Below are 19,270 nucleotides of genomic sequence, written 5' to 3' on the forward strand. Positions count from 1 at the left end.
GTCTAAAGTCTTACAAGTGCGCAAAAATACCAAATTTGATTGTTGTTTTTCTAAAAATTGCACTTGTTCTATAAAAAATAGTTTGCATTTGATTGATTGGATTTTATTATGGCTTTTAATTTGAATTTTTCCTGATTTCTTTCATTCATTATAGTAATGATTTTATCATTAAAAAACTCTTTTAAGAAGCCCCAGCTACTCGCATTAACTGCGCCGTTTCCATTTTTATTTAGATCTGGAAGAATGTCAAGATTGCTAATGAATTCTAAATTGTCACGAAATTTCATAAAATCTTTTCTCCAGATGATAAGACTATATGTTCCCAGAAGGCATGGTTTGATTTCAGGATGACATTCCCACATATTTTTTAAATCTTCCTCAGAATAGTTATAACGATTGGTTTTAGTCATATTTCCCACTCCAAAAAAGTTGAGACTTTTAATCTTTTCTATAGTTGGCTTTTGTATATCATTATAATCTAGAAGACAAAAAGTATAATTATGAGGACTTATCGTTTTATTTGTATTTGTGCAAAGAATAATGTTGTAATAGTTATTTGCATTTACGAATGTTAAAAGATCACCTTGATTTACATCTTTGATTTTCGTCATGAGATTTCTTATTGAAGTGAAATGATTTTATTTTAAAAACTAAGAAAACTTAATCGTAATGACATCACGGTAATTCAATCCTAACAAACTATTTGCAGAACCCACTTTAGAAGGATTACTTCTAAAAATAGCAATTTCAAGGAATCCAGCTTCATTAAAAATAGCCAGTTTTTCTCCTTCGTAGGTTTTAATAGGATATTTGTCTGAAGTTGCAATTGCCGAATAATTTGGCAGAATTGTCTTGATGCTTTTTGGTTTCATCACGATTTCATAAGGACGTCCGCGTGAAATTTCTAAGAATTGTTTTTTAGAAATATTTGTAACCACATTTCCAAAATGATCAATATAAATGATATTGCCTTTTATAGAATTTCCGTCATCGGCCACAAGAGCTTGTAATTCTGTAGCTTCTTTAATAGATGAAATCTCTTTTCCAATAACATTCAGTAAACCACCTTTTGATAAATGCGAAGCAACTTGAATGAAAATATCCAAATCTGTCGATTCTATCGGAAAACGATCATGAATATTAATAGCAACAATTTTCTGCGGAACGATTTTCTGCGTAAGCATACTCAAGATTCCATTATCAGCACAAATAAAATAGTGATCGTTCCATTGCATAGCAATATGCTGGTTCTCTTTATTGCGCTCAATATCGACACCTATAAGATGCACCGTTCCTTTTGGAAAACTTAAATAAGAAGCACCAATAATGTAACTTGCCTCGGCAGTATTAAAGGGATCAATGTCGTGAGAAATGTCAATGATTTGAACCTCTGGATTTTCAGAAAGTATTTTACCCTTCAGCGACCCCACAAAGTGATCTTTTAAGCCGTAGTCTGTAGTAAGGGTAATTATTGACATATTTTTGTTTATAACTATTGATAGTATTTAAATCTAATTTTCATTAAATTTGAGAAATGCAAAGCTAATAATAGTAAACACAAATTGAAAGAAAGAAAAGACAAATTGTGTTTTGAAAAGTATTTGCCTGTTACAATATTCAGAAACACCGATTTAAGTTTATTTTGTAAAACTGAAACTGCGACTGAGTACTGCAACTATAAAAAAGACCCGACAACCACTAAAATATTAAAAGGAATTTTTAATTTAAAACTACTTCATTTGAACGAAAGAATAATCGAGCTAGTAGATATTGCTCCAAAAGAGTTTTGGGGCGCACAGGATAGCCATTTAGAAATCATTAAAAAGTATTACCCAAAGCTTAAAATCGTAGCACGAGGGACAACTTTAAAAGCATTTGGCGAAAAAGAAGTTTTAGACGAATTCGAAAAGAGATTTCAAAGATTAATGCTTCATTTTACGCGTTATAATAATATTGATGACAATGTAATTGAACGTGTAATAATGAGTGATGGTCAAGAAGAAAAAAGATCTTACGATCATGATAAAATCTTAGTTCATGGTGTTGGCGGTAAGATTATCAAAGCAATGACGCCAAATCAGCAATTGCTGGTTGATACGATTAAGAAAAACGATATGGTCTTTGCTATTGGTCCTGCTGGAACCGGAAAAACATATACCGGTGTTGCTATGGCGGTTAAAATGCTAAAAGATAAAGAAGTAAAAAGGATCATTCTAACGCGTCCAGCGGTTGAAGCTGGAGAAAATCTCGGGTTTCTTCCAGGGGACATGAAAGAAAAACTGGATCCTTATATGCAACCATTGTACGATGCGCTGCGAGATATGCTTCCGAATGAAAAACTCGAAGATTACATTTTAAAAGGAATTATTCAGATTGCGCCACTTGCTTTCATGCGTGGACGTACGCTTGATAATGCTTTCGTAATCCTTGATGAAGCACAAAACACTACGCACTCACAAATGAAAATGTTTTTGACTCGTATGGGAAAAAACGCAAAATTTATGATTACAGGTGATCCTGGACAGGTCGATTTACCAAGAAGAACTATTTCTGGTCTTAAAGAGGCAATTTTGGTTTTGAAAGATATAGAAGGTATCGGAATTATTTATCTGGATGATAAAGATATCGTGCGTCACAGATTGGTTAAAAAGGTAATCGATGCTTACAAACAAATCGAAAATCACGATTAATAATAATTTTAGTTAAATGTTAAATGTAAATCGTAAATTGTATTTTAGCATTTATTAGTATTCGTTTTGCACGTTTTATATAAAGGTGCAAAACGAATATTTTTTATTAATATAGTAAAGAATCAAAGAAAAGATATTTAATGGAATCAAAAATTGCTGGAAAACTGAAACCTTTAAACTATGATCCTGATTATTTCGAAAGTGAACCTTTTGCAATACCATACTTTAGTAACCAACAGTTGAAAATAGGATTTGTTGAAGCTATGTATGCAGAATATTTAATTAAAGCTGATCGAGTATTAGAAAACTTTTTAAAATTGGATACATCGGAGAGATTTAAAAATTCGAAAATGGTCTACGATTATTATGATCAAACTTTATTGTATGGGTATACTGAGGATCTTAGAATTAATACTATTGAGGATATTTGGCAATTTGTTTACCCATCTGAAATAATTATTGTTTCCAATGAAGAAGGAAATTATTTTTTATATGTTTCTTGTGAATGCGAATGGGAAATAGAACATGGTTTGCAGTTAGTTTTTAAGGAAGGTTTGTCTTTGATTAGAGTAAGTGGTCAAGATGGAGCTTATGATGATTAAAAGCGATGAAACTGATGTCAAGAATTTAAGGGAATAGTTAAATAAATAATAAACTTAGCTCATTTTTAGTGTTCAAAGCTTGTAATCTTTGTCTTAACGAGCTTAAAAGCTTAAATTTGCAATCATCATATTTGATAATTATGACAAAACTTAAAAATATAAAAGTTGTAGTAAGTGATCTTGACGGAACTTTACTCAACCCACAACACAGAATTTCAGATTATACTAAATCAATTTTTCAAGAACTTCACAATCAAGGTTATTTGATTGTTGTAGCTACAGGACGTCATCATCTTGATGCAATGGGAATTATAGAGAAACTGCAAATTCCTGTTTATTTAGTGAGTTCTAATGGAGCTAGAATTCATTCGCCAAATAAAGAAGAACTTTTTTCATTCAACTTAGACAGTAATGTGGTTAAAGCTGCGTTAGATGTAGAAATCGATCCTGAAATTACAGTAGTCTTATTTAAAGAAAATGTATGGCAAACCAATAAATGGAATGAAAGACTTAATGCTTTTCAAGAAGAATTAAAATATCATCCAGAATTAGTAGATTATAAGAAACTCGATGATTTTGCGGCAATAAAGATTTTCTTTTCTTGTCCAGATCATGAGAAATTAGTGAAGTTGAAAGATGAAATTTTAGCCAATTCTTCAGAACATCTGCATCATGCATTTAGTTTGCCAACTTGTTTAGAGTTTATGGACAAATCTATTGACAAAGCAGTTTCGATAGAAAAAGTCTTAGAAAAAGAAGGTTTTACTTTGAAAGAAGCAGTTTCTTTTGGAGATGGATTTAATGATGTTCAAATGCTTTCTGTTTCTGGAAAAGGATTAATTATGGGAAATGCACCAGCTTCATTGAAAAATGAACTACCAGATCTAGAAGTAATTCAAACCAATGCAGAAGATGGAGTGGCAAGATATATTGCATCTAAAATTTTAGATAAAGAATTTGCAACAACTTAATTTAGAATGTTTTATATTCAGCTTGTCGCTGAATAACAAATAATAGTTATTTTTATAAGAGCTAATTCACAGAGAGTTAGCTCTTATTTTTTTAACCTTAAATTATTTAACCATGAAAAGATTTTTACTTCAAGCCGAACGTAATTGTGTGTCGGGAGCTTTGGTTCTATTGCCACTTTTAGTTTTTTTCGTTTTATTGGAAAAAGTATGGAAGTTCTTTCAGAATTACGGAGAAAAGTTTGCACATTTTCTTCGCTTAGATCTAGTATTAGGAAAGTATGCGACCGATATTGTAGGCGGAATTATTTTGTTGGTTTTAATTTATCTAAGTGGTTTTTTAATGCGTTTAGCACTTTTAAGACGATTTACCAATTGGGTAGATGAGAAACTGATGATTTTTTTGCCTGGTTATGAAAAGAATAAAAAAGAAGCAGAAGAAAAATTGTTGAAAAGAAATAAGGAGCCAAAGCCCATAACAGATTTGCCAATTCTATTTAAAAATGGAGATTTCTGGCAGCCGGCACATTTAATTGAAGAAGATGAAACTGGAAATGCTGTAATTTTCATACCTACCGCACCTGCCCATAATGAAGGGCAAATTTTAATTGTAAAGTCAGGAGATTTTAAAAAATTGACAGAAACAACACTTTCTAGTTTAGACGAGTCAATAAAATCTTTTGGTAAAGGAATTTTAAGCTATAAATAATTCGCATAAAATTGAAGCAATATTTTCTTTGTTTGCTCTGCCAAATAGTTTTAAATTTGCCTTCATAAAAAAACAACACAACTAAGATAATGAGCAATACAATCACAACTACAGATTTTAATTTCCCGAATCAGAAATCAGTTTACCGCGGAAAAGTTAGAGAAGTTTATAATATTAATGATGAACTTTTAGTAATGGTGGCAACAGATAGACTTTCGGCTTTTGATGTAGTTTTGCCAAAAGGAATTCCGTATAAAGGACAAATCTTAAATCAGATTGCAACAAAATTTATGGAATTGACGCAAGATATCGTTCCAAACTGGCTGATTGCGACTCCAGATCCAAACGTTGCTGTTGGACATTTATGTGATCCTTTTAAAGTAGAAATGGTAATTCGTGGTTATCTTTCTGGGCACGCAGCGCGCGAATATGCTGCTGGAAGAAAACAAATCTGCGGTGTTACTATGGCAGAAGGTTTAAAGGAAAACGATAAATTTCCAGAACCAATTATTACGCCAACTACAAAAGCAGATAATGGTTCTCATGATGAAGATATTTCTCGTGAAGATATCTTAGCAAAAGGAATTGTTTCTGAAGAAGACTATCTAGTTTTAGAAAAATATACTCGCGCTTTATTTCAAAGAGGAACTGAAATCGCTGCAAAACGCGGATTGATTTTAGTGGATACCAAATATGAGTTCGGAAAAACAAAAGATGGTGTTATTGTTTTAATTGACGAAATACACACACCAGATTCTTCTCGTTATTTCTACGCTGACGGTTATGCTGAAAGACAAGAAAAAGGAGAGGAGCAAAAACAATTGTCTAAAGAGTTTGTTCGTCGTTGGTTAATCGAAAATGGTTTTCAAGGCAAAGATGGACAGCAAATTCCAAATATGACAGATGAATATATTGAGTCAGTTTCTGAAAGATATATCGAATTGTATGAAAATATTTTAGGAGAGAAATTTGTAAAAGCTGATATTGACAATATTGATCAACGTATTGAGAAAAATGTATTAGATTACCTTTCTTCAAAATAATAATTTTGGGTTTAAACTAACTATTTAAACCATGAAATTTATAACGAAAAAAAATGCCCTGTTATTTGTATGTTTTACAGCAGGGCATTTTCTTTATGCGCAAATTGATAAAAATGCGACAAAAGAAACCAAATACTTATATCAGAATCTTAAAACTATTTCCAAAAAGCATATTCTTTTTGGACATCAGCATGCATTGGAGTACGGACACGGATGGAGCAATGAGCCTAATCGCTCAGATGTAAAATTGGTTACGGGTTCGCATCCAGCTGTTGTCGGGATTGATTTTAGTGATTTTTCAGGACGCTCTAAAGACCAAATTGAGAAAACAAAAGAAGTTTTAAGACAGAATGTGATTGATACTTATGAAAGAGGTGGAATTACAACTGTTTCATGGCATTTTAATAATCCAGTTTCTGATGGAGGATTTTATTGGAAAGAGGGAGTTTCAGCAGCTTCAATATCTATGATAAAACCTGGTGGTTCTCATCATGAAGAATACAAGGAAATTTTAAAAACCATTGCCGATTTTGCACATTCTGTAAAAGCGAAAGATGGAAAACTTTCTCCAATGATTTTCAGACCTTTTCATGAATTTGATGGAGAATGGTTTTGGTGGGGAAAAGCACATACTTCTCGAGAAGATTTCATAGCGGTTTGGCAGTTTACGGTTTCTTATTTAAAAGACACTTTAGGGGTTCATAATTTTATTTATGCATTTTCTCCAGATAATCGATTCAATTCAGAAGAAGAATATTTAGAACGTTATCCAGGAGATGAATTCGTAGATATGCTAGGGATGGACGATTACGGAGATTTTGGAAGAGATGGAAAATATGATCTAGATGCCGGCTTAAAAAAACTTAAAATATTTTCTGATTTGGCTATCAAAAAGAAAAAACTAGCTGCATTTACAGAAACGGGATTAGAATCAATTCCAAATGAAAATTGGTGGACAGAAGTTCTGCTTAAAACGCTGAAATCTGAAAATTTAGAATTGGCTTATGTTTTAGTATGGCGAAATGATACTACAAGTCCAACGCATTATTATGCACCTTTTCCTAGACAAGCAAGCGAAAAAGACTTTATAAAATTCTATGATGATCCTTTTACTTTGTTTGAAAAAGATTTAAAAAATATTTACAGCAAAAATTTCAAAATATAGTTTGTTATAAACTAATTAGAAAGCGCAATTTGGTAAATCAAATTGCGCTTTTTTATTTTTTTTATTAATCCATGCAACCTAAATAACTTTTAAGTCGTCTAAATAGAAAATCATCATCATCAATCATTTAACAAACAATCATCATGAAAAAAACTGTAATTATTTTAGGAGCACTTTTAATTTTTTCAAGTGAATTAGCAGCGTCAAGCAGTAATTTAAAAATTAAAAATCAAGTTGAGTTTTCAATTTATGGAAAATCGCCATTCCATCTCGCGATTAGTAAAGGCGATTTTGAAGCTGTGAAAAAATTTGTATTATACGGAACGGATATCAATAAAAAGGTTAATAATATGACGCCTTTAATGGTTGCGGCGCGATTTAATCAATTTGAAATTATAAATTTTTTGCTTCTTCATAAAGCAAATCCATCAATAGAAAACTCTCATGGTTTTACGGCTTTAGATTATGCAGAGTATGCAAAATCTACTGAATCAATTGCTATTTTGAAGAAAATAAAAGAAGGATCGAAGAAAGAATAAATAAAAAAGAAAGCGCAATTCATATTTTGAATTGCGCTTTCTTTTTTATCATTTTAAGATGTTATTCCATTTTATCTTTTAGATTTTCCAAGCCTTTCTGTAGATCATTTCCAATCATTTGATCCATTTTAAGCATCGGAAGCATGATATTTGTTGGATAAGGGATTACACCGCTGATTCCCCATTTTACTTTTGTCTGATTTTGGGAAAGAGGTTCGGTAGACATAAATCCTACAGCAGTATCTTCCATTGGTTTTTTAAAACGAAGTGCAAAGTCTAGACGTCGCCCTTCTGTTATTTTTGTAATTTCTTGTTCGCCAACACCAACTTCTTTGACATTGCTTTCCCATGAAGAAATAGAACCAACATTTCCGTCAATTCCTTTGTAATTTACTTTCATTTTCGGATCCATATTGGCCCAAACACTAAATTCATTTTGGTTTTTAAGAGATCTAACATATTTAAAAATACTATCTGCGGGCTTGTTGATTGTAATTTCTCTTTCGACGGCATATTCCTTTGGCATAAAATAAGCAACTATTAAAACAATCGAAATAAGTAAAATTAGAATGACGAGAATTCTTTTAATAAATATCATAGCTTTAGTTTTAAGGTTATTATTTTGAGATAATTTATTCGAAAAGAAGAGTATTTACCAGTAAAATAGATAGTTCGATACTTTTTTGAATATGTAATTGTATAGTAAATTTAAAAAAAAATGCTCCTGGTTTGAAGTTGATATTAGATTTTTTAAATAAATGGAGTAAAAAATATCAGATTTATTGTAACGTTTTTTCTTTTTAGTAGTCTATTATAGTAAAATCAATGATTTGATAATGTTAAGGTCTTTCAATTTCCGTTTTATTAAGTAACTGTTAAGAATTAGTTAAAACATGGTACTTTGTAATACATAATACAATAAAATAAATTACTTTTACATCATCAAATTAAAATCATCATCAATCATTTAACAAACATCAATCATTATGAAAAAATCAGTTATTTATTTAGGACTAGCCTTGATAACATTTGGTAATGTAGCAATGGCTTCAAATGAAGTTTCAACTGTAAAAAATCAAGTTGAGCTTACAACTTATGTAGGAACTCCTTTAAATGTTGCTATTAGTAAAGGAGATCTTGAAACCGTTAAAAAATTTATTGAATACGGTTCAGATGTAAACCAAATGTCTGAAGACTTTACTCCTTTAATGATCGCAGCACTTTACAATAAACATGAAATCATTAAAGTTTTATTGGCAAATGGAGCAAATCCAAAAATAAAAAATGAAAAAGGTTATACTGCATTGAAATATGCAGAAGGATCAAACGCTTTAGAAGCAATTGCGCTTTTGAAAGATTTGAAATAACAGTTTAAAAAGTTTTGAGTTAGTAAAATGACCTTTCTGAGCAAAAGGTCATTTTTTTTGCTTTATAACGAAAGAACTTAAAATAAAAAAAGCACCATTACTAGAATGATGCCTTTCCTTTTTTAAATCCCAACAAATTGATTTAAAACTAAAAAATATAAATTATTATTCAATTGGCTCATGTTTTTTTCTATTGAAAACCCAGAATAATATCGGGAACACAAGTAATGTTAAAACAGTCGCAGTCATTAAACCTCCAATAATTACTATAGCAAGTGGTTTTTGTGATTCTGAACCAATTCCTGTAGAAATTGCTGCAGGCATTAATCCGATCGATGCCATTAATGCAGTCATTACTACGGCTCTTGTTCTTGCTTTTACTCCCATAAATATGGATTCTTCGAGCGTAAACTTCGCCTTCAAATTATGATGAAATTCGGATATTAGAATAACTCCGTTTTGAATACAAATTCCCAAAAGAGCAATAAAACCAACTCCAGCAGAAATTCCAAAATTCATTCCTGTAAGGTGCAGTGCGATAATTCCACCAATAATAGCAAACGGAACATTGGCTAAAACAAGAAGAGAATCTTTAAAGTTTCCAAATAAAATAAATAAAAGAACAAAAATTCCAATTAAACTGATTGGTACAACCTGAGCTAGACGCGCACTTGCACGAACTTGATTTTCAAATTCTCCTGTCCAACCTGTTGTGTATCCTGTAGGAAGCTTCAATTTATTTACTTTTGCTTGCGCTTCTGCAATTGTACTTCCTAAATCACGATCTCGAACAGAGAATTTTACTCCGATAAAACGTTTTGTATTATCTCTGTAAATGAACGCTGGACCAGTAATTGTTTTAATGTCGCAGATTTCTTTTAAAGGAATTTTTACACCACTAATTGTTGGTACTTTAATTTCTTCTAAATCTTTTTCATCTTTTCTGTATTCTTTAGAAAAACGAACTCGAACATCAAATTTCTTTTCATCTTCATATTTTTCAGTTGCTGTTTTTCCTCCAACAGCCAATTCTAAAACTGCTTGAGCATCGCTTAATGTTACGCCGTAAGCGGCCATTTTTTCACGATCTAATATTACGCTAATTTCTGGCTGACCTACATTTCGTAGAATTCCCGCATCTTTTATACCTGGAATATCTTTAATTTGAGCTAAAACTTCATTGGCAAGTTGATCCAATTTATTCAAATCATCTCCGTAAATTTTCACCGCATTCGAAGCTTTAAAACCAGCAACAGATTCTGCAACGTTATCAATTACGGGTTGCGAATAATTATATGTAATTCCTTGATGAACTTTCAGTTTATTATCCATTTCATTGATTAATTCATCCATCGAAATCTTACGTTTCCATTCTGCTTTTGGCAATAAATCAACCTGAAGCTGGATGAATCCAAAACCGTTTGGATCTGTTCCATCGTTACTACGACCAGTTTGAGACAACACTTTTTTCACTTCAGGAAAAGTTTCTAAGTCTTTTCTAATCATTGCTGCCGTCTTAACACTTTCGGGAAGCGAAGTACTCATTGGTAATTCTGCCGTTACCCATAAAGCTCCTTCATTTAATTGCGGTAAAAATTCTGTTCCTAAGAAACCAGCAGAAAAGAAAACCGCAGCCAATAATCCTGTAGAAGCAATTAAAGTTTGAATTTTATGTTTAAAGGTCCAAGCAAATCCTTTAGAAACAATTCGATCCCAGAAATTCACAAACGGATTATGTTTCTCTTTTACATTTTCATTTAATAAAATATGGGAAAGAACCGGAACCAAAGTTAAAGTAAAAATTAATGCTCCAAGTAAGGCAAAACCTAATGTAAAGGCTAGGGGAGAGAACATTTTTCCTTCTACTTTCTGGAATGAGAAAATTGGAAGTAAAGCTGTTATAATTATCAATTTTGAGAAAAAGATGGCTTTACCCATTTCTGTTCCTGTTTTCTTGATCAAGCTTCCTTTGGCAATTTTATTAAATTTTTCCATTCCCAATTGATGCGCTCGATGATCTAAGACGACAAATAATCCTTCGACCATTACGACGGCACCATCAATGATAATTCCGAAATCGACTGCACCTAAACTTAATAAGTTGGCGCTCATTCCCATCATTTTCAAACATAAAAAGGCAAATAGTAAAGAAAGCGGAATTACAATCGAAACTGTAAAAGTGGTTCTCCAATCGGCCATAAAAAGAAATACGACAACAGTAACCAAGATAATACCTTCAAATAAATTGTGCATTACGGTTTCGGTTGTGAAATTCATCAAATTATCACGGTCGTAAAAAGTCTCTATTTTAATGTCTTTTGGAAGAACATTTTCGTTTAAGTCTTGAATTTTCGCTTTAATTAAAGCCAAAGTTTCCTGCGGATTTTCTCCTTTTCGCATCACAACAATTCCTTCTACAGCATCGTCGTTATCTCCTAAACCAGTTTGTCCAACTCTTGGCATTGAACTTTCGTAAACTTCTGCTAGATTTTTAACCAAAATCGGATTTCCTCCAGCATCGTCTACAATAATATTTCCAATGTCTTCTTTAGACTTTAATAAACCTACACCACGAACAACAAAAGCTTGTCCGTTTTTCTCAATAACATCACCACCTACATTTAAGTTTCCTGCATTTACCGCGTTATAAACTTGTAACGGTGTAATATTATATTTTGCCAATTTTATAGGGTCAACTCCAACTTCGTAAGTTTTAGTTTGTCCTCCAAAAACGTTTAAATCTGCAACACCAGGAAGAGAACGCAATTGTTTATCAATCACCCAGTTTTGGTATGTCAATAATTCTCTACTATCTCTGCTTTTACTTTTTACAATATATCTGAAAATTTCACCAGTTGGTCCGTAAGGTGGCTGAACGTCTGGTTCAACATCATCAGGAAGCGAAACGTTTTTAAGAAGATTGTTTACCTGAAAACGGGCAAAAGTATCATCTACGCCATCATCAAAAATGATTTTTATAACCGATAAACCAAACATAGTAATGCTTCTAACGCTGGTTTTTTTCTGAACAGAGTTCATCGAGATTTCAATTGGAGACGTTACAAAACGTTCTACTTCTTCGGCACTTTTCCCGTTCCACTGTGTGATAATGATAATCTGAGTATTGGTAACATCTGGAAAAGCGTCAATAGGCATATTTTTGAAAGAAATAAATCCCGCAACAGCCAATAATCCAACCCAAAAGAAGGTAAATGCTTTATTCTTTAGAGAAAAAGCAATGATATTTTTTATGAATTTGTTCATGTCTTAATTATTTAAAGCACCATAAATAAACAGCTGATTGTTTGTGATTACTTTCTCGTTTTCTTTTAATCCGCTAGAGATATAAGTTGTGTCTCCAACAACTCTATACACTTCAACCTGTCTGGTTTCGATATTGTTGCGATCTTTAAAAACGACAACAAAGTTTTTACTTTTATCAAACACAATCGCTTTACTTGGTACGGCTATCATATTTTGATTTTCATTAAAAGACAATTTAATATTGGCATTCATATCTGGTTTAAGCAGATAATCAGGATTGTTCAATTTGATTCTTGCCTGCATTGCTTTTGTTTCAGGATCAATCACATTGTAAATTTTATCTACTTTTCCATTAAAAGTTTTGTCAGGATAACTTAAAGTTGTCACGGCAGCGGCAGTTCCAAGTTTTACTTTATTAATATCAATTTCATTAATATTTGCCATTGCCCAAACTTCACTGATTTCTGCAATGTCAAAAATGTTTTCAGAACGGTCATTTCTTAAAAGCATATCTTGATTAATGCTTTTTTGAATAATAAAGCCACTAATTGGCGCTGTTACTTCGTAGATTGAACCCGCTTTAATATTGTAGATTTTGTATGTTTCCTGAATTTTACTCAATTGAGATTGTGCTTTATTAACCTCAGATTTTGCTTGAAGAACATCACTTTCAGAATTTAATTTTCCGTCGAATAATTCTTGAGCGACTTTCAAATTGTTTTTAGCAACCAATAAATCACTTTTAGCATCAATTGATTGTTTTTCAAAATCAGCAACATCGGTACTTTTTATCGTTGCTAGAACTTGTCCTTTTTTAACGTAATCGCCAAGTTCGACATTTACTTTCATAACATTTCCGCCAACTAACGGATAAACGTCGATCATTTTATTGTTATCAGCAGTAATTTTTCCGTAAAAACTTAACTCATTTTTTAGCGGTTGCATTTCTGCGTTTGCTGTTGTGGTAGTTTTTAGCATATCGTTACTTAAAACAAAAGAAGTATTTGTTTCAGGATTTTCAACTTCTTTTTTGCAGCTTGTCAGAGATAGGCTTACAATTGCGATTCCTAAGAATAATATATGTTTCATTTCTATAATTTTTTTAAAATAAATCTTTGTTGATCGTACTGTTTAATTCTTCGCCAGCTATTACGACTTTTTTCTTCAATTCGTTTAGCTGAATTATCGCTTGATTGTAGCTTTCCATAAAATCGGTAAATTCTAGAAGACTCACATTTCGTTTTTGAAAGTTCGTCAGCATTCCGTTGTAAACGGCTTCAAAATCAGAATTTACAGTAGGTTTAATAACAGAATAATTTTGTCTAGATTCATCCCATTTAGTCCATGCAGAAGTAATTTCTGTTTGCAGTTGTAATTCGAAATTTTGTTTTTCAATTTTTGACTGCTCAAGAATCGTTTGCGCATATTTGATATTTCCTTTGTTTTTGTTCCAAAGTGGTAACGGAATTCCAACGCTTACATTTGCTTCACGATTAAAAGCACCGCTTCGCTGATCATAATTTGCTCCAAACGTGATATCGGGAACAGAAAGCGATTTTTGCCATCTTACATTCAATTCGTTAGCATCAATTTCTTTTTGTTTGGCTAAATAATCTGGACGATTTGCTATTGCTTGTTCTTCAAAACCTTTTAGATCAAAATCAATAACTTTTAAATATTTATCAGAGTCATCTTTACTAACTTGAGGAATTACATTTTCAGTTTCATTCATTAAAAGTTTCAAGTTAGCCTGCTCTTCAATATTATCGTTTATTACTTCTAGACGTTCGTTTTTAAAATTAAGATACAATGACTGTAGACGAACAACATCTTTAAGCGGAATATTTCCTTTTTGAGCCTGAATAGAATACGAATTAATTAGGTTTTCAATGTGAGCCAGCTGCTTGTCTGTGTTTTCAAGATTTTTGGAGTTGTAATAAACAGTGAAAAAACTTTTTCGCAATTGAAATTTTAGAGTTCGTAGTAAATCATTAAACTGAAGTTCTGCTAATTTTTCGTTTGCTTGCGCTAGTTTTACTTCGTTTCGTTTTTTTCCGCCAAGATAAATAAGCTGCTCGATCGCAAAGACTTTCTGACCTTCTTTACCTATATCGAAAAACTTATCTCGTTCTGGATTATAGGCATTTAATTCTGCCGAAATCGTAGGATTATCCCAAATACGAGCTTGAATGGTTAGGGCTTTTGAGGCATCAATATTATATTGAGATGCCAGTAAAAATAAATTCTTTTTTAAAAATTGAGTTTCACAGTCTTGAAGAGTAACTGTTTTTTGAGCTATTGCGGCTTGATTGAGAAGTGCAAATAACAGCAGTGCGAATAACTTTTTCATTGTATCATTTTTAATTTGTACAAATATGCTATCAACAGGCTTTAAGAGACCTTAAAATCTACCTTAAAAATAGCTTAAAAAAGTTTACAAATTGAAAAATAACTGAAATAAATTCGTGTTAATATTTGGTATTGAGTAAATTATGTTTGCTTTGTGCAAGGTCAATATTCTTTGAACAATTCTTAAACCAAGCCCAAAACCTGAAGTTCCTTTAGCATTTTGTCCACGCATAAAAGGTTGAAAAAGATTTTTTTGTTCCTCTTCGCTTAATGTATTTCCAGTATTCGAAACCGATACAATTAAATGATAATGATCAGTGCTTATTTTAACTTTTGCCTGTTTATTGTCAGAATAAATACAAGCATTTTTTAGAACATTTGTTAAAGCGATTTCTAGAAGATTTTTATTTCCTTGTATTTCCAAAGCAGTATCAAGATCATCACTTTCTTCAATTTCAAAAAGAATAACAAAATCTGGAAAAGCTTTATTTATCTTTTCAATTGATGAAAATAAGATTTCGTCAATTCGTTGGGTTTCGTGAGTTTCGGTTCTTTTATTGTCAATTTTAGAAAGAATAAGAAGAGAATGAATCAATTCGCTTAAATGATTCACATCGCTCAATATTCCGTTTAAGAAAGATTTGTTTTTTGGTTGAATATCAGGATCTGCCACAGCATTTTCAATTTGCGAAGTCATTCGCGAAAGCGGAGTTCTCAATTCGTGAGAGGCATGAGCAGTAAATTCCTTTTGTTTTTGATACGAAATTTCAATTCGATCCATCATAAAATTGAATTCATCTGCAATCAGATCAATTTCATTTTTACTGCTTTTAGATTCGATTCGGGTATCAAGATTATTTTCGTTTATGTTTTTTATTTTTTGATGAAAATCATTTAACGGATTCATCAATTTTCTAACCGTAAATGAAGTAATAACCCAACATACGCAAGTAAAAAAAATGTAAGATATAATTAAGGTGTAACGTAAAAAAAGCAATTTCTTTTTTCCGTAATCATCTGTAGCCGATATTAAGGCATAAAAATCTTTATCATTAGTGTCGTAAAAAACGCCATAGACTTCGTAATCGCCTTGCTGTTTAAAAAACGTTTTGTTTTTCTTTAAATATTTTAAATCATCAACAGACCAATTAATTTTGGCATCATCAATACTGCTGTAAATAAGTTTGTAATTAGAATCAAAAACTAAAGTCTTCTCATCATACAATTTATTAATAGAATTTTGATCAATGATTTTTAAAAGCTGATTGTCAACTTGTTTTACGTTGACCAACAATTTAATATTAGATAAAGCTTTGATTTCTAAACGATCACGAAATTCTTCTTTTCGATAATTAGAATATAAAATAAATATCACAGTAGATGCTAAACCAAAAAGGATGGTAAAAAGCAAACTAACTAAAAGTGATATTCGATTTTTTAATGTCATTCCTGATCGCTTAAATAATATCCATATCCCACTTTGGTACGAATAAGTTTCGTTTCATGATCTTTATCGATCTTTTTTCTCAAAAAGTTAATATAAACCTCAATAGTATTCTGATTGGTTTCTATATGATAATCCCAAAGTTTTTCGGCAATAAATTGTTTAGATAACACTTTTCCTTTAGCATGCGCAAGAATAAGAATCAGTTTAAATTCTTTTGGAGTCAGTTTAATTTCTTCGCCAGATCTATAAACTTTCATTTCCTCTTCAAAAATCTCTAAATCTTTAATGGTTATTTTATTTTCAATTTGCTGTGGCACTTCTTTTCTTCTCAAAAGCGATTGTACTCGAGCGTATAATTCATCAAAGTGAAATGGTTTTACTAAATAATCATCGGCGCCGCTGTCAAAAGAAGATAATTTATCTTCAATTTCGCTAAAAGCAGTAAGCATAATAATGGGCGTTTTTTTATCGATTTCGCGAATGCCTTTGCAAACTTCAATACCGTTTATTCCAGGAACATTTATATCAAGAATGATTAAATCGTATTCATATGGAAAATACTTTTTGAGTAAAAAAGTGCCATCATAATAAGGAGTACACTCAAATTCTTTAGAAGAAAAGAATGCTGAGATTTCTTTAGATAAAGTAAAATCGTCTTCGAGTAGTAATATTTTCATGTTAGTTTTTATTTGTAAATCTGGTCGAATAAAATTAAGACCAGATTTACATTAAAGATATGTCTTATTTGAAATAAGAAAAAGTCTCGTTGTTTTCAATTTTCAGCAGAGATTCGTAAATAAGCTGAATCACATTTTCTACATCATCTCTATGAACCATTTCTACAGTTGTATGCATGTAACGAAGAGGAAGAGAAATTAATGCAGATGGTACACCGCCGTTACTGTATGCAAAAGCATCTGTATCTGTACCTGTAGCACGAGATGTAGCGTGTCTTTGAAAAGGAATTTTATTATCTTCTGCGGTATTTACAATCAAATCACGTAATTTATTTTGAATAGCTGGCGAATAACCAATAACAGGTCCTTTACCCATTTTTAAGTCGCCTTCTACTTTTTTATCAATCATTGGCGTAGTGGTATCGTGACAAACATCTGTAACAATAGCAACATTTGGCTTAATTCTATGCGCAATCATTTCAGCTCCGCGAAGACCAATCTCTTCCTGAACAGAATTTACAATGTACAAACCAAAAGGAAGTTCTTTATTGTTTTCTTTTAATAAACGAGCAACTTCAGCAATCATAAAACCGCCCATTCTATTATCAATTGCACGGCAAACAAATTTATTCTCGTTCAAAATCATAAATTCATCCGGATAAGTAATCACACATCCAACATGAACGCCTAAAGCTTCAACTTGCTCTTTATTCTCGCAACCCAAATCAATAAAGATATTACTCAATTTTGGAATTTCTTCTTTATCTCTTAATCGAGTGTGAATGGCTGGCCATCCGAAAACACCTTTTACAATTCCGTTTTTAGTATGAATGTTAACTCTTTTCGAAGGAGCAATTTGATGATCAGATCCTCCATTTCGAATAACATATATTAAACCGTCTTCAGTAATATAATTTACGTACCATGAAATTTCGTCGGCGTGACCTTCAATGACAACTTTATAAGGAGCATCAGGATTGATTACACCAACGGCTGTTCCGTAAGTATCCGTGATAAAAGTGTCAACATAAGGTTTTAAATAATTCATCCAAAGTTTTTGCCCTTCACTTTCGTAACCAGTAGGAGAAGCGTTATTTAGGTAGCTTTCTAAGAATGCTATAGAAGTATCTTTCAAGATAGAATTTGTACTCATAAAAATATTTTTCTGCTAAAATATAAATTTGGTATTAGAGTTGTGTATAAATATATAATTTTACATTTAAATTATGATTCCATGAGATTAACCACCTTTGTTTTATTTGTACTGTTTGTTTCCTTTTCTTCTAAAGCTCAAGTCACTCCAAAAGAGAATGAACAAATGGGATACATGTTAACTGAAAAAGATTCTATTTTAGGGGATACTATTCAGCTACCTGAAATAATCATTTCAAAAGGGCAGAAGATGAGCCCAGAAGAAATGAAACAATTTCAAATTCTTCAGAATAGAGTTTATAAAGTATATCCATACGCAAAATTGGCTGCTGAGAGATTAACAGCTCTGAATAACGGAATGGCACGTTTAAAAACAAGTCGTGAAAAAAAGAAGTATTTTAAAATCGTTGAAGATTATTTAAATAATGAATTTGAAGAAAGACTTAAAAAGCTATCCAGAAAACAAGGGCAGATATTAGTTAAGTTAATTCATCGCCAAACAGGAATCACAACTTACGAACTAATAAAAACATTAAAAAGCGGATTCAAAGCCTTTGTTTCAAATACAACTGCCAATTTGTTTGATATTAGTTTGAAAGAAGAATACAAACCATACGATGTAAATGAAGACTATTTAATAGAAACAATTTTAGTTAGAGCATTTGAATCTGGCCGACTCATAAATCAAAAACCAGCAAATCCTGTAAATTATGATAATTTATCAGAGAAATGGCAACAAAGAGCAAAAGATTTAAGCAAGAAATAATTCTACATATATTATAGTATAACCCGACATGTTTTAAAAACATGTCGGGTTTATTTTTTGTATACATATATATAAGTATGATTTGCGTATAATGTTTTTTCAGGAGCTTAATCCCGCTATCCGCTGCAATCTTTTTATGGCGAACCCCGCCATAAAAAGGATTTCCGCTCCTATCGGGGCTAGGGCGTCGGTTGCTAGAGGAAGCTTTTAGGCTGAAAGGCGCCGTTAAAATGCTAGAGAATCATATAAAAAGACGCGGAAAAGCTAAAAACTCCGCAAAATTAAGAAAGCAAAACCGTTGTAAAACAAGAAAACCGCAGTTGAACAGAGAAAAAACTCACAAACATTCAAGAAAGCTCAAAATGTAAACCGTCTGTTATCAGAAGGTTAAGAAATAATCTGAAAAAAGAATGGAAATAGTTTGGAAAAAAGCTTGGATAACCGGAAAAAGGCACTACTTTTGCACCCGCAACAGCGAAAAACGCTCTTAGACATTCCGGCAGCTTTATCAAATTTGAGAAAAGAAATTTTC

Annotated in this window: 18 protein-coding genes; 9 read left to right on the plus strand and 9 right to left on the minus strand. The window is 31.8% G+C overall.

The features are described 5' to 3' along the window. Positions 1-68: 68 nt before the first annotated feature. Together OD917_RS21860 and OD917_RS21865 are read right to left on the minus strand one after the other, a co-directional pair. Positions 69-611 (minus strand): hypothetical protein, encoded by a 543-nt coding sequence (locus OD917_RS21860; protein WP_263525502.1) that lies wholly within the window; start codon positions 609-611, stop codon positions 69-71. A 39-nt stretch (positions 612-650) separates the two neighbouring features. Next, entirely contained in the window at positions 651-1,478 is an 828-nt protein-coding gene (locus tag OD917_RS21865) for an S-adenosyl-l-methionine hydroxide adenosyltransferase family protein (protein ID WP_111283010.1), read from the minus strand. A gap of 261 nt (positions 1,479-1,739) precedes the next feature. Here OD917_RS21865 and OD917_RS21870 point away from each other — a divergent pair, with 261 nt between their 5' ends. The 7 genes from OD917_RS21870 to OD917_RS21900 all read left to right on the plus strand — a co-directional run bounded on the left by OD917_RS21870 (position 1,740) and on the right by OD917_RS21900 (position 7,716). Then, entirely contained in the window at positions 1,740-2,690 is a 951-nt protein-coding gene (locus tag OD917_RS21870) for a PhoH family protein (RefSeq protein ID WP_111283008.1), read from the plus strand. Between the two features lie 140 nt (positions 2,691-2,830). Continuing rightward, entirely contained in the window at positions 2,831-3,292 is a 462-nt protein-coding gene (locus OD917_RS21875; RefSeq protein ID WP_263525503.1) for a DUF6985 domain-containing protein, read from the plus strand. A gap of 140 nt (positions 3,293-3,432) precedes the next feature. Further along, on the plus strand, positions 3,433-4,263 hold the full coding sequence (locus OD917_RS21880; protein WP_263525504.1) for a Cof-type HAD-IIB family hydrolase: 831 nt from the start codon (positions 3,433-3,435) through the stop codon (positions 4,261-4,263). A 112-nt stretch (positions 4,264-4,375) separates the two neighbouring features. Continuing rightward, positions 4,376-4,969 carry a hypothetical protein gene (locus OD917_RS21885; protein WP_263525505.1) on the plus strand — a complete coding sequence of 198 codons (594 nt, stop codon included), beginning with the start codon at positions 4,376-4,378 and terminating at the stop codon, positions 4,967-4,969. Positions 4,970-5,058: 89 nt separating this feature from the next. Continuing rightward, positions 5,059-6,012 (plus strand): phosphoribosylaminoimidazolesuccinocarboxamide synthase, encoded by a 954-nt coding sequence (locus OD917_RS21890; protein WP_198858113.1) that lies wholly within the window; start codon positions 5,059-5,061, stop codon positions 6,010-6,012. A gap of 31 nt (positions 6,013-6,043) precedes the next feature. Beyond that, the gene (locus OD917_RS21895) at positions 6,044-7,177 is read left to right on the plus strand and encodes a glycoside hydrolase family 26 protein (RefSeq protein ID WP_263525506.1); all 1,134 of its coding nucleotides are present in this window, start codon (positions 6,044-6,046) and stop codon (positions 7,175-7,177) included. 143 nt (positions 7,178-7,320) lie between these two features. Further along, positions 7,321-7,716, plus strand: coding sequence for an ankyrin repeat domain-containing protein (locus OD917_RS21900; protein WP_263525507.1), 396 nt, complete (start codon positions 7,321-7,323; stop codon positions 7,714-7,716). Between the two features lie 61 nt (positions 7,717-7,777). On the opposite strand, the gene OD917_RS21905 is transcribed toward OD917_RS21900, so the two are convergent. Next, positions 7,778-8,314 (minus strand): SRPBCC family protein, encoded by a 537-nt coding sequence (locus OD917_RS21905; protein ID WP_263525508.1) that lies wholly within the window; start codon positions 8,312-8,314, stop codon positions 7,778-7,780. Between the two features lie 388 nt (positions 8,315-8,702). Between OD917_RS21905 and OD917_RS21910 the strand changes: the two genes are divergently transcribed. Further along, entirely contained in the window at positions 8,703-9,083 is a 381-nt protein-coding gene (locus OD917_RS21910) for an ankyrin repeat domain-containing protein (protein WP_263525509.1), read from the plus strand. A 165-nt stretch (positions 9,084-9,248) separates the two neighbouring features. On the opposite strand, the gene OD917_RS21915 is transcribed toward OD917_RS21910, so the two are convergent. The 6 genes from OD917_RS21915 to OD917_RS21940 form a co-directional block, all read right to left on the minus strand. Next, positions 9,249-12,347 carry an efflux RND transporter permease subunit gene (locus OD917_RS21915; protein WP_263525510.1) on the minus strand — a complete coding sequence of 1,033 codons (3,099 nt, stop codon included), beginning with the start codon at positions 12,345-12,347 and terminating at the stop codon, positions 9,249-9,251. A gap of 3 nt (positions 12,348-12,350) precedes the next feature. Then, positions 12,351-13,436 carry an efflux RND transporter periplasmic adaptor subunit gene (locus tag OD917_RS21920; RefSeq protein ID WP_263525511.1) on the minus strand — a complete coding sequence of 362 codons (1,086 nt, stop codon included), beginning with the start codon at positions 13,434-13,436 and terminating at the stop codon, positions 12,351-12,353. A 13-nt stretch (positions 13,437-13,449) separates the two neighbouring features. Further along, positions 13,450-14,697 carry a TolC family protein gene (locus tag OD917_RS21925; protein WP_263525512.1) on the minus strand — a complete coding sequence of 416 codons (1,248 nt, stop codon included), beginning with the start codon at positions 14,695-14,697 and terminating at the stop codon, positions 13,450-13,452. A gap of 84 nt (positions 14,698-14,781) precedes the next feature. After that, positions 14,782-16,143: a sensor histidine kinase gene (locus tag OD917_RS21930; RefSeq protein WP_263525513.1), complete on the minus strand. Its 1,362-nt coding sequence runs from the start codon at positions 16,141-16,143 to the stop codon at positions 14,782-14,784. Further along, positions 16,140-16,820: a response regulator transcription factor gene (locus OD917_RS21935; RefSeq protein ID WP_263525514.1), complete on the minus strand. Its 681-nt coding sequence runs from the start codon at positions 16,818-16,820 to the stop codon at positions 16,140-16,142. Before OD917_RS21935 ends, OD917_RS21930 begins: the two co-directional genes overlap by 4 nt. A 64-nt stretch (positions 16,821-16,884) precedes the next feature. Next, on the minus strand, positions 16,885-17,973 hold the full coding sequence (locus OD917_RS21940) for a M42 family metallopeptidase (protein ID WP_263525515.1): 1,089 nt from the start codon (positions 17,971-17,973) through the stop codon (positions 16,885-16,887). Between the two features lie 81 nt (positions 17,974-18,054). Between OD917_RS21940 and OD917_RS21945 the strand changes: the two genes are divergently transcribed. Further along, positions 18,055-18,738, plus strand: a complete 684-nt coding sequence (locus tag OD917_RS21945) for a DUF4294 domain-containing protein (RefSeq protein WP_263525516.1) — start codon at positions 18,055-18,057, stop codon at positions 18,736-18,738. Positions 18,739-19,270: the final 532 nt, after the last annotated feature.

Source organism: Flavobacterium sp. SH_e (genome assembly GCF_025717045.1).
GTDB lineage: Bacteria > Bacteroidota > Bacteroidia > Flavobacteriales > Flavobacteriaceae > Flavobacterium.

Bases quoted from the DNA above. Each gene is read 5' to 3' on its own strand.
- OD917_RS21860 (WP_263525502.1), bottom strand. From the start codon at position 611: ATGACGAAAATCAAAGATGTAAATCAAGGTGATCTTTTAACATTCGTA.
- OD917_RS21865 (WP_111283010.1), bottom strand. From the start codon at position 1,478: ATGTCAATAATTACCCTTACTACAGACTACGGCTTAAAAGATCACTTT.
- OD917_RS21875 (WP_263525503.1), top strand. From the start codon at position 2,831: ATGGAATCAAAAATTGCTGGAAAACTGAAACCTTTAAACTATGATCCT.
- OD917_RS21880 (WP_263525504.1), top strand. From the start codon at position 3,433: ATGACAAAACTTAAAAATATAAAAGTTGTAGTAAGTGATCTTGACGGA.
- OD917_RS21885 (WP_263525505.1), top strand. From the start codon at position 4,376: ATGAAAAGATTTTTACTTCAAGCCGAACGTAATTGTGTGTCGGGAGCT.
- OD917_RS21890 (WP_198858113.1), top strand. From the start codon at position 5,059: ATGAGCAATACAATCACAACTACAGATTTTAATTTCCCGAATCAGAAA.
- OD917_RS21895 (WP_263525506.1), top strand. From the start codon at position 6,044: ATGAAATTTATAACGAAAAAAAATGCCCTGTTATTTGTATGTTTTACA.
- OD917_RS21900 (WP_263525507.1), top strand. From the start codon at position 7,321: ATGAAAAAAACTGTAATTATTTTAGGAGCACTTTTAATTTTTTCAAGT.
- OD917_RS21905 (WP_263525508.1), bottom strand. From the start codon at position 8,314: ATGATATTTATTAAAAGAATTCTCGTCATTCTAATTTTACTTATTTCG.
- OD917_RS21910 (WP_263525509.1), top strand. From the start codon at position 8,703: ATGAAAAAATCAGTTATTTATTTAGGACTAGCCTTGATAACATTTGGT.
- OD917_RS21915 (WP_263525510.1), bottom strand. From the start codon at position 12,347: ATGAACAAATTCATAAAAAATATCATTGCTTTTTCTCTAAAGAATAAA.
- OD917_RS21920 (WP_263525511.1), bottom strand. From the start codon at position 13,436: ATGAAACATATATTATTCTTAGGAATCGCAATTGTAAGCCTATCTCTG.
- OD917_RS21925 (WP_263525512.1), bottom strand. From the start codon at position 14,697: ATGAAAAAGTTATTCGCACTGCTGTTATTTGCACTTCTCAATCAAGCC.
- OD917_RS21930 (WP_263525513.1), bottom strand. From the start codon at position 16,143: ATGACATTAAAAAATCGAATATCACTTTTAGTTAGTTTGCTTTTTACC.
- OD917_RS21935 (WP_263525514.1), bottom strand. From the start codon at position 16,820: ATGAAAATATTACTACTCGAAGACGATTTTACTTTATCTAAAGAAATC.
- OD917_RS21940 (WP_263525515.1), bottom strand. From the start codon at position 17,973: ATGAGTACAAATTCTATCTTGAAAGATACTTCTATAGCATTCTTAGAA.
- OD917_RS21945 (WP_263525516.1), top strand. From the start codon at position 18,055: ATGAGATTAACCACCTTTGTTTTATTTGTACTGTTTGTTTCCTTTTCT.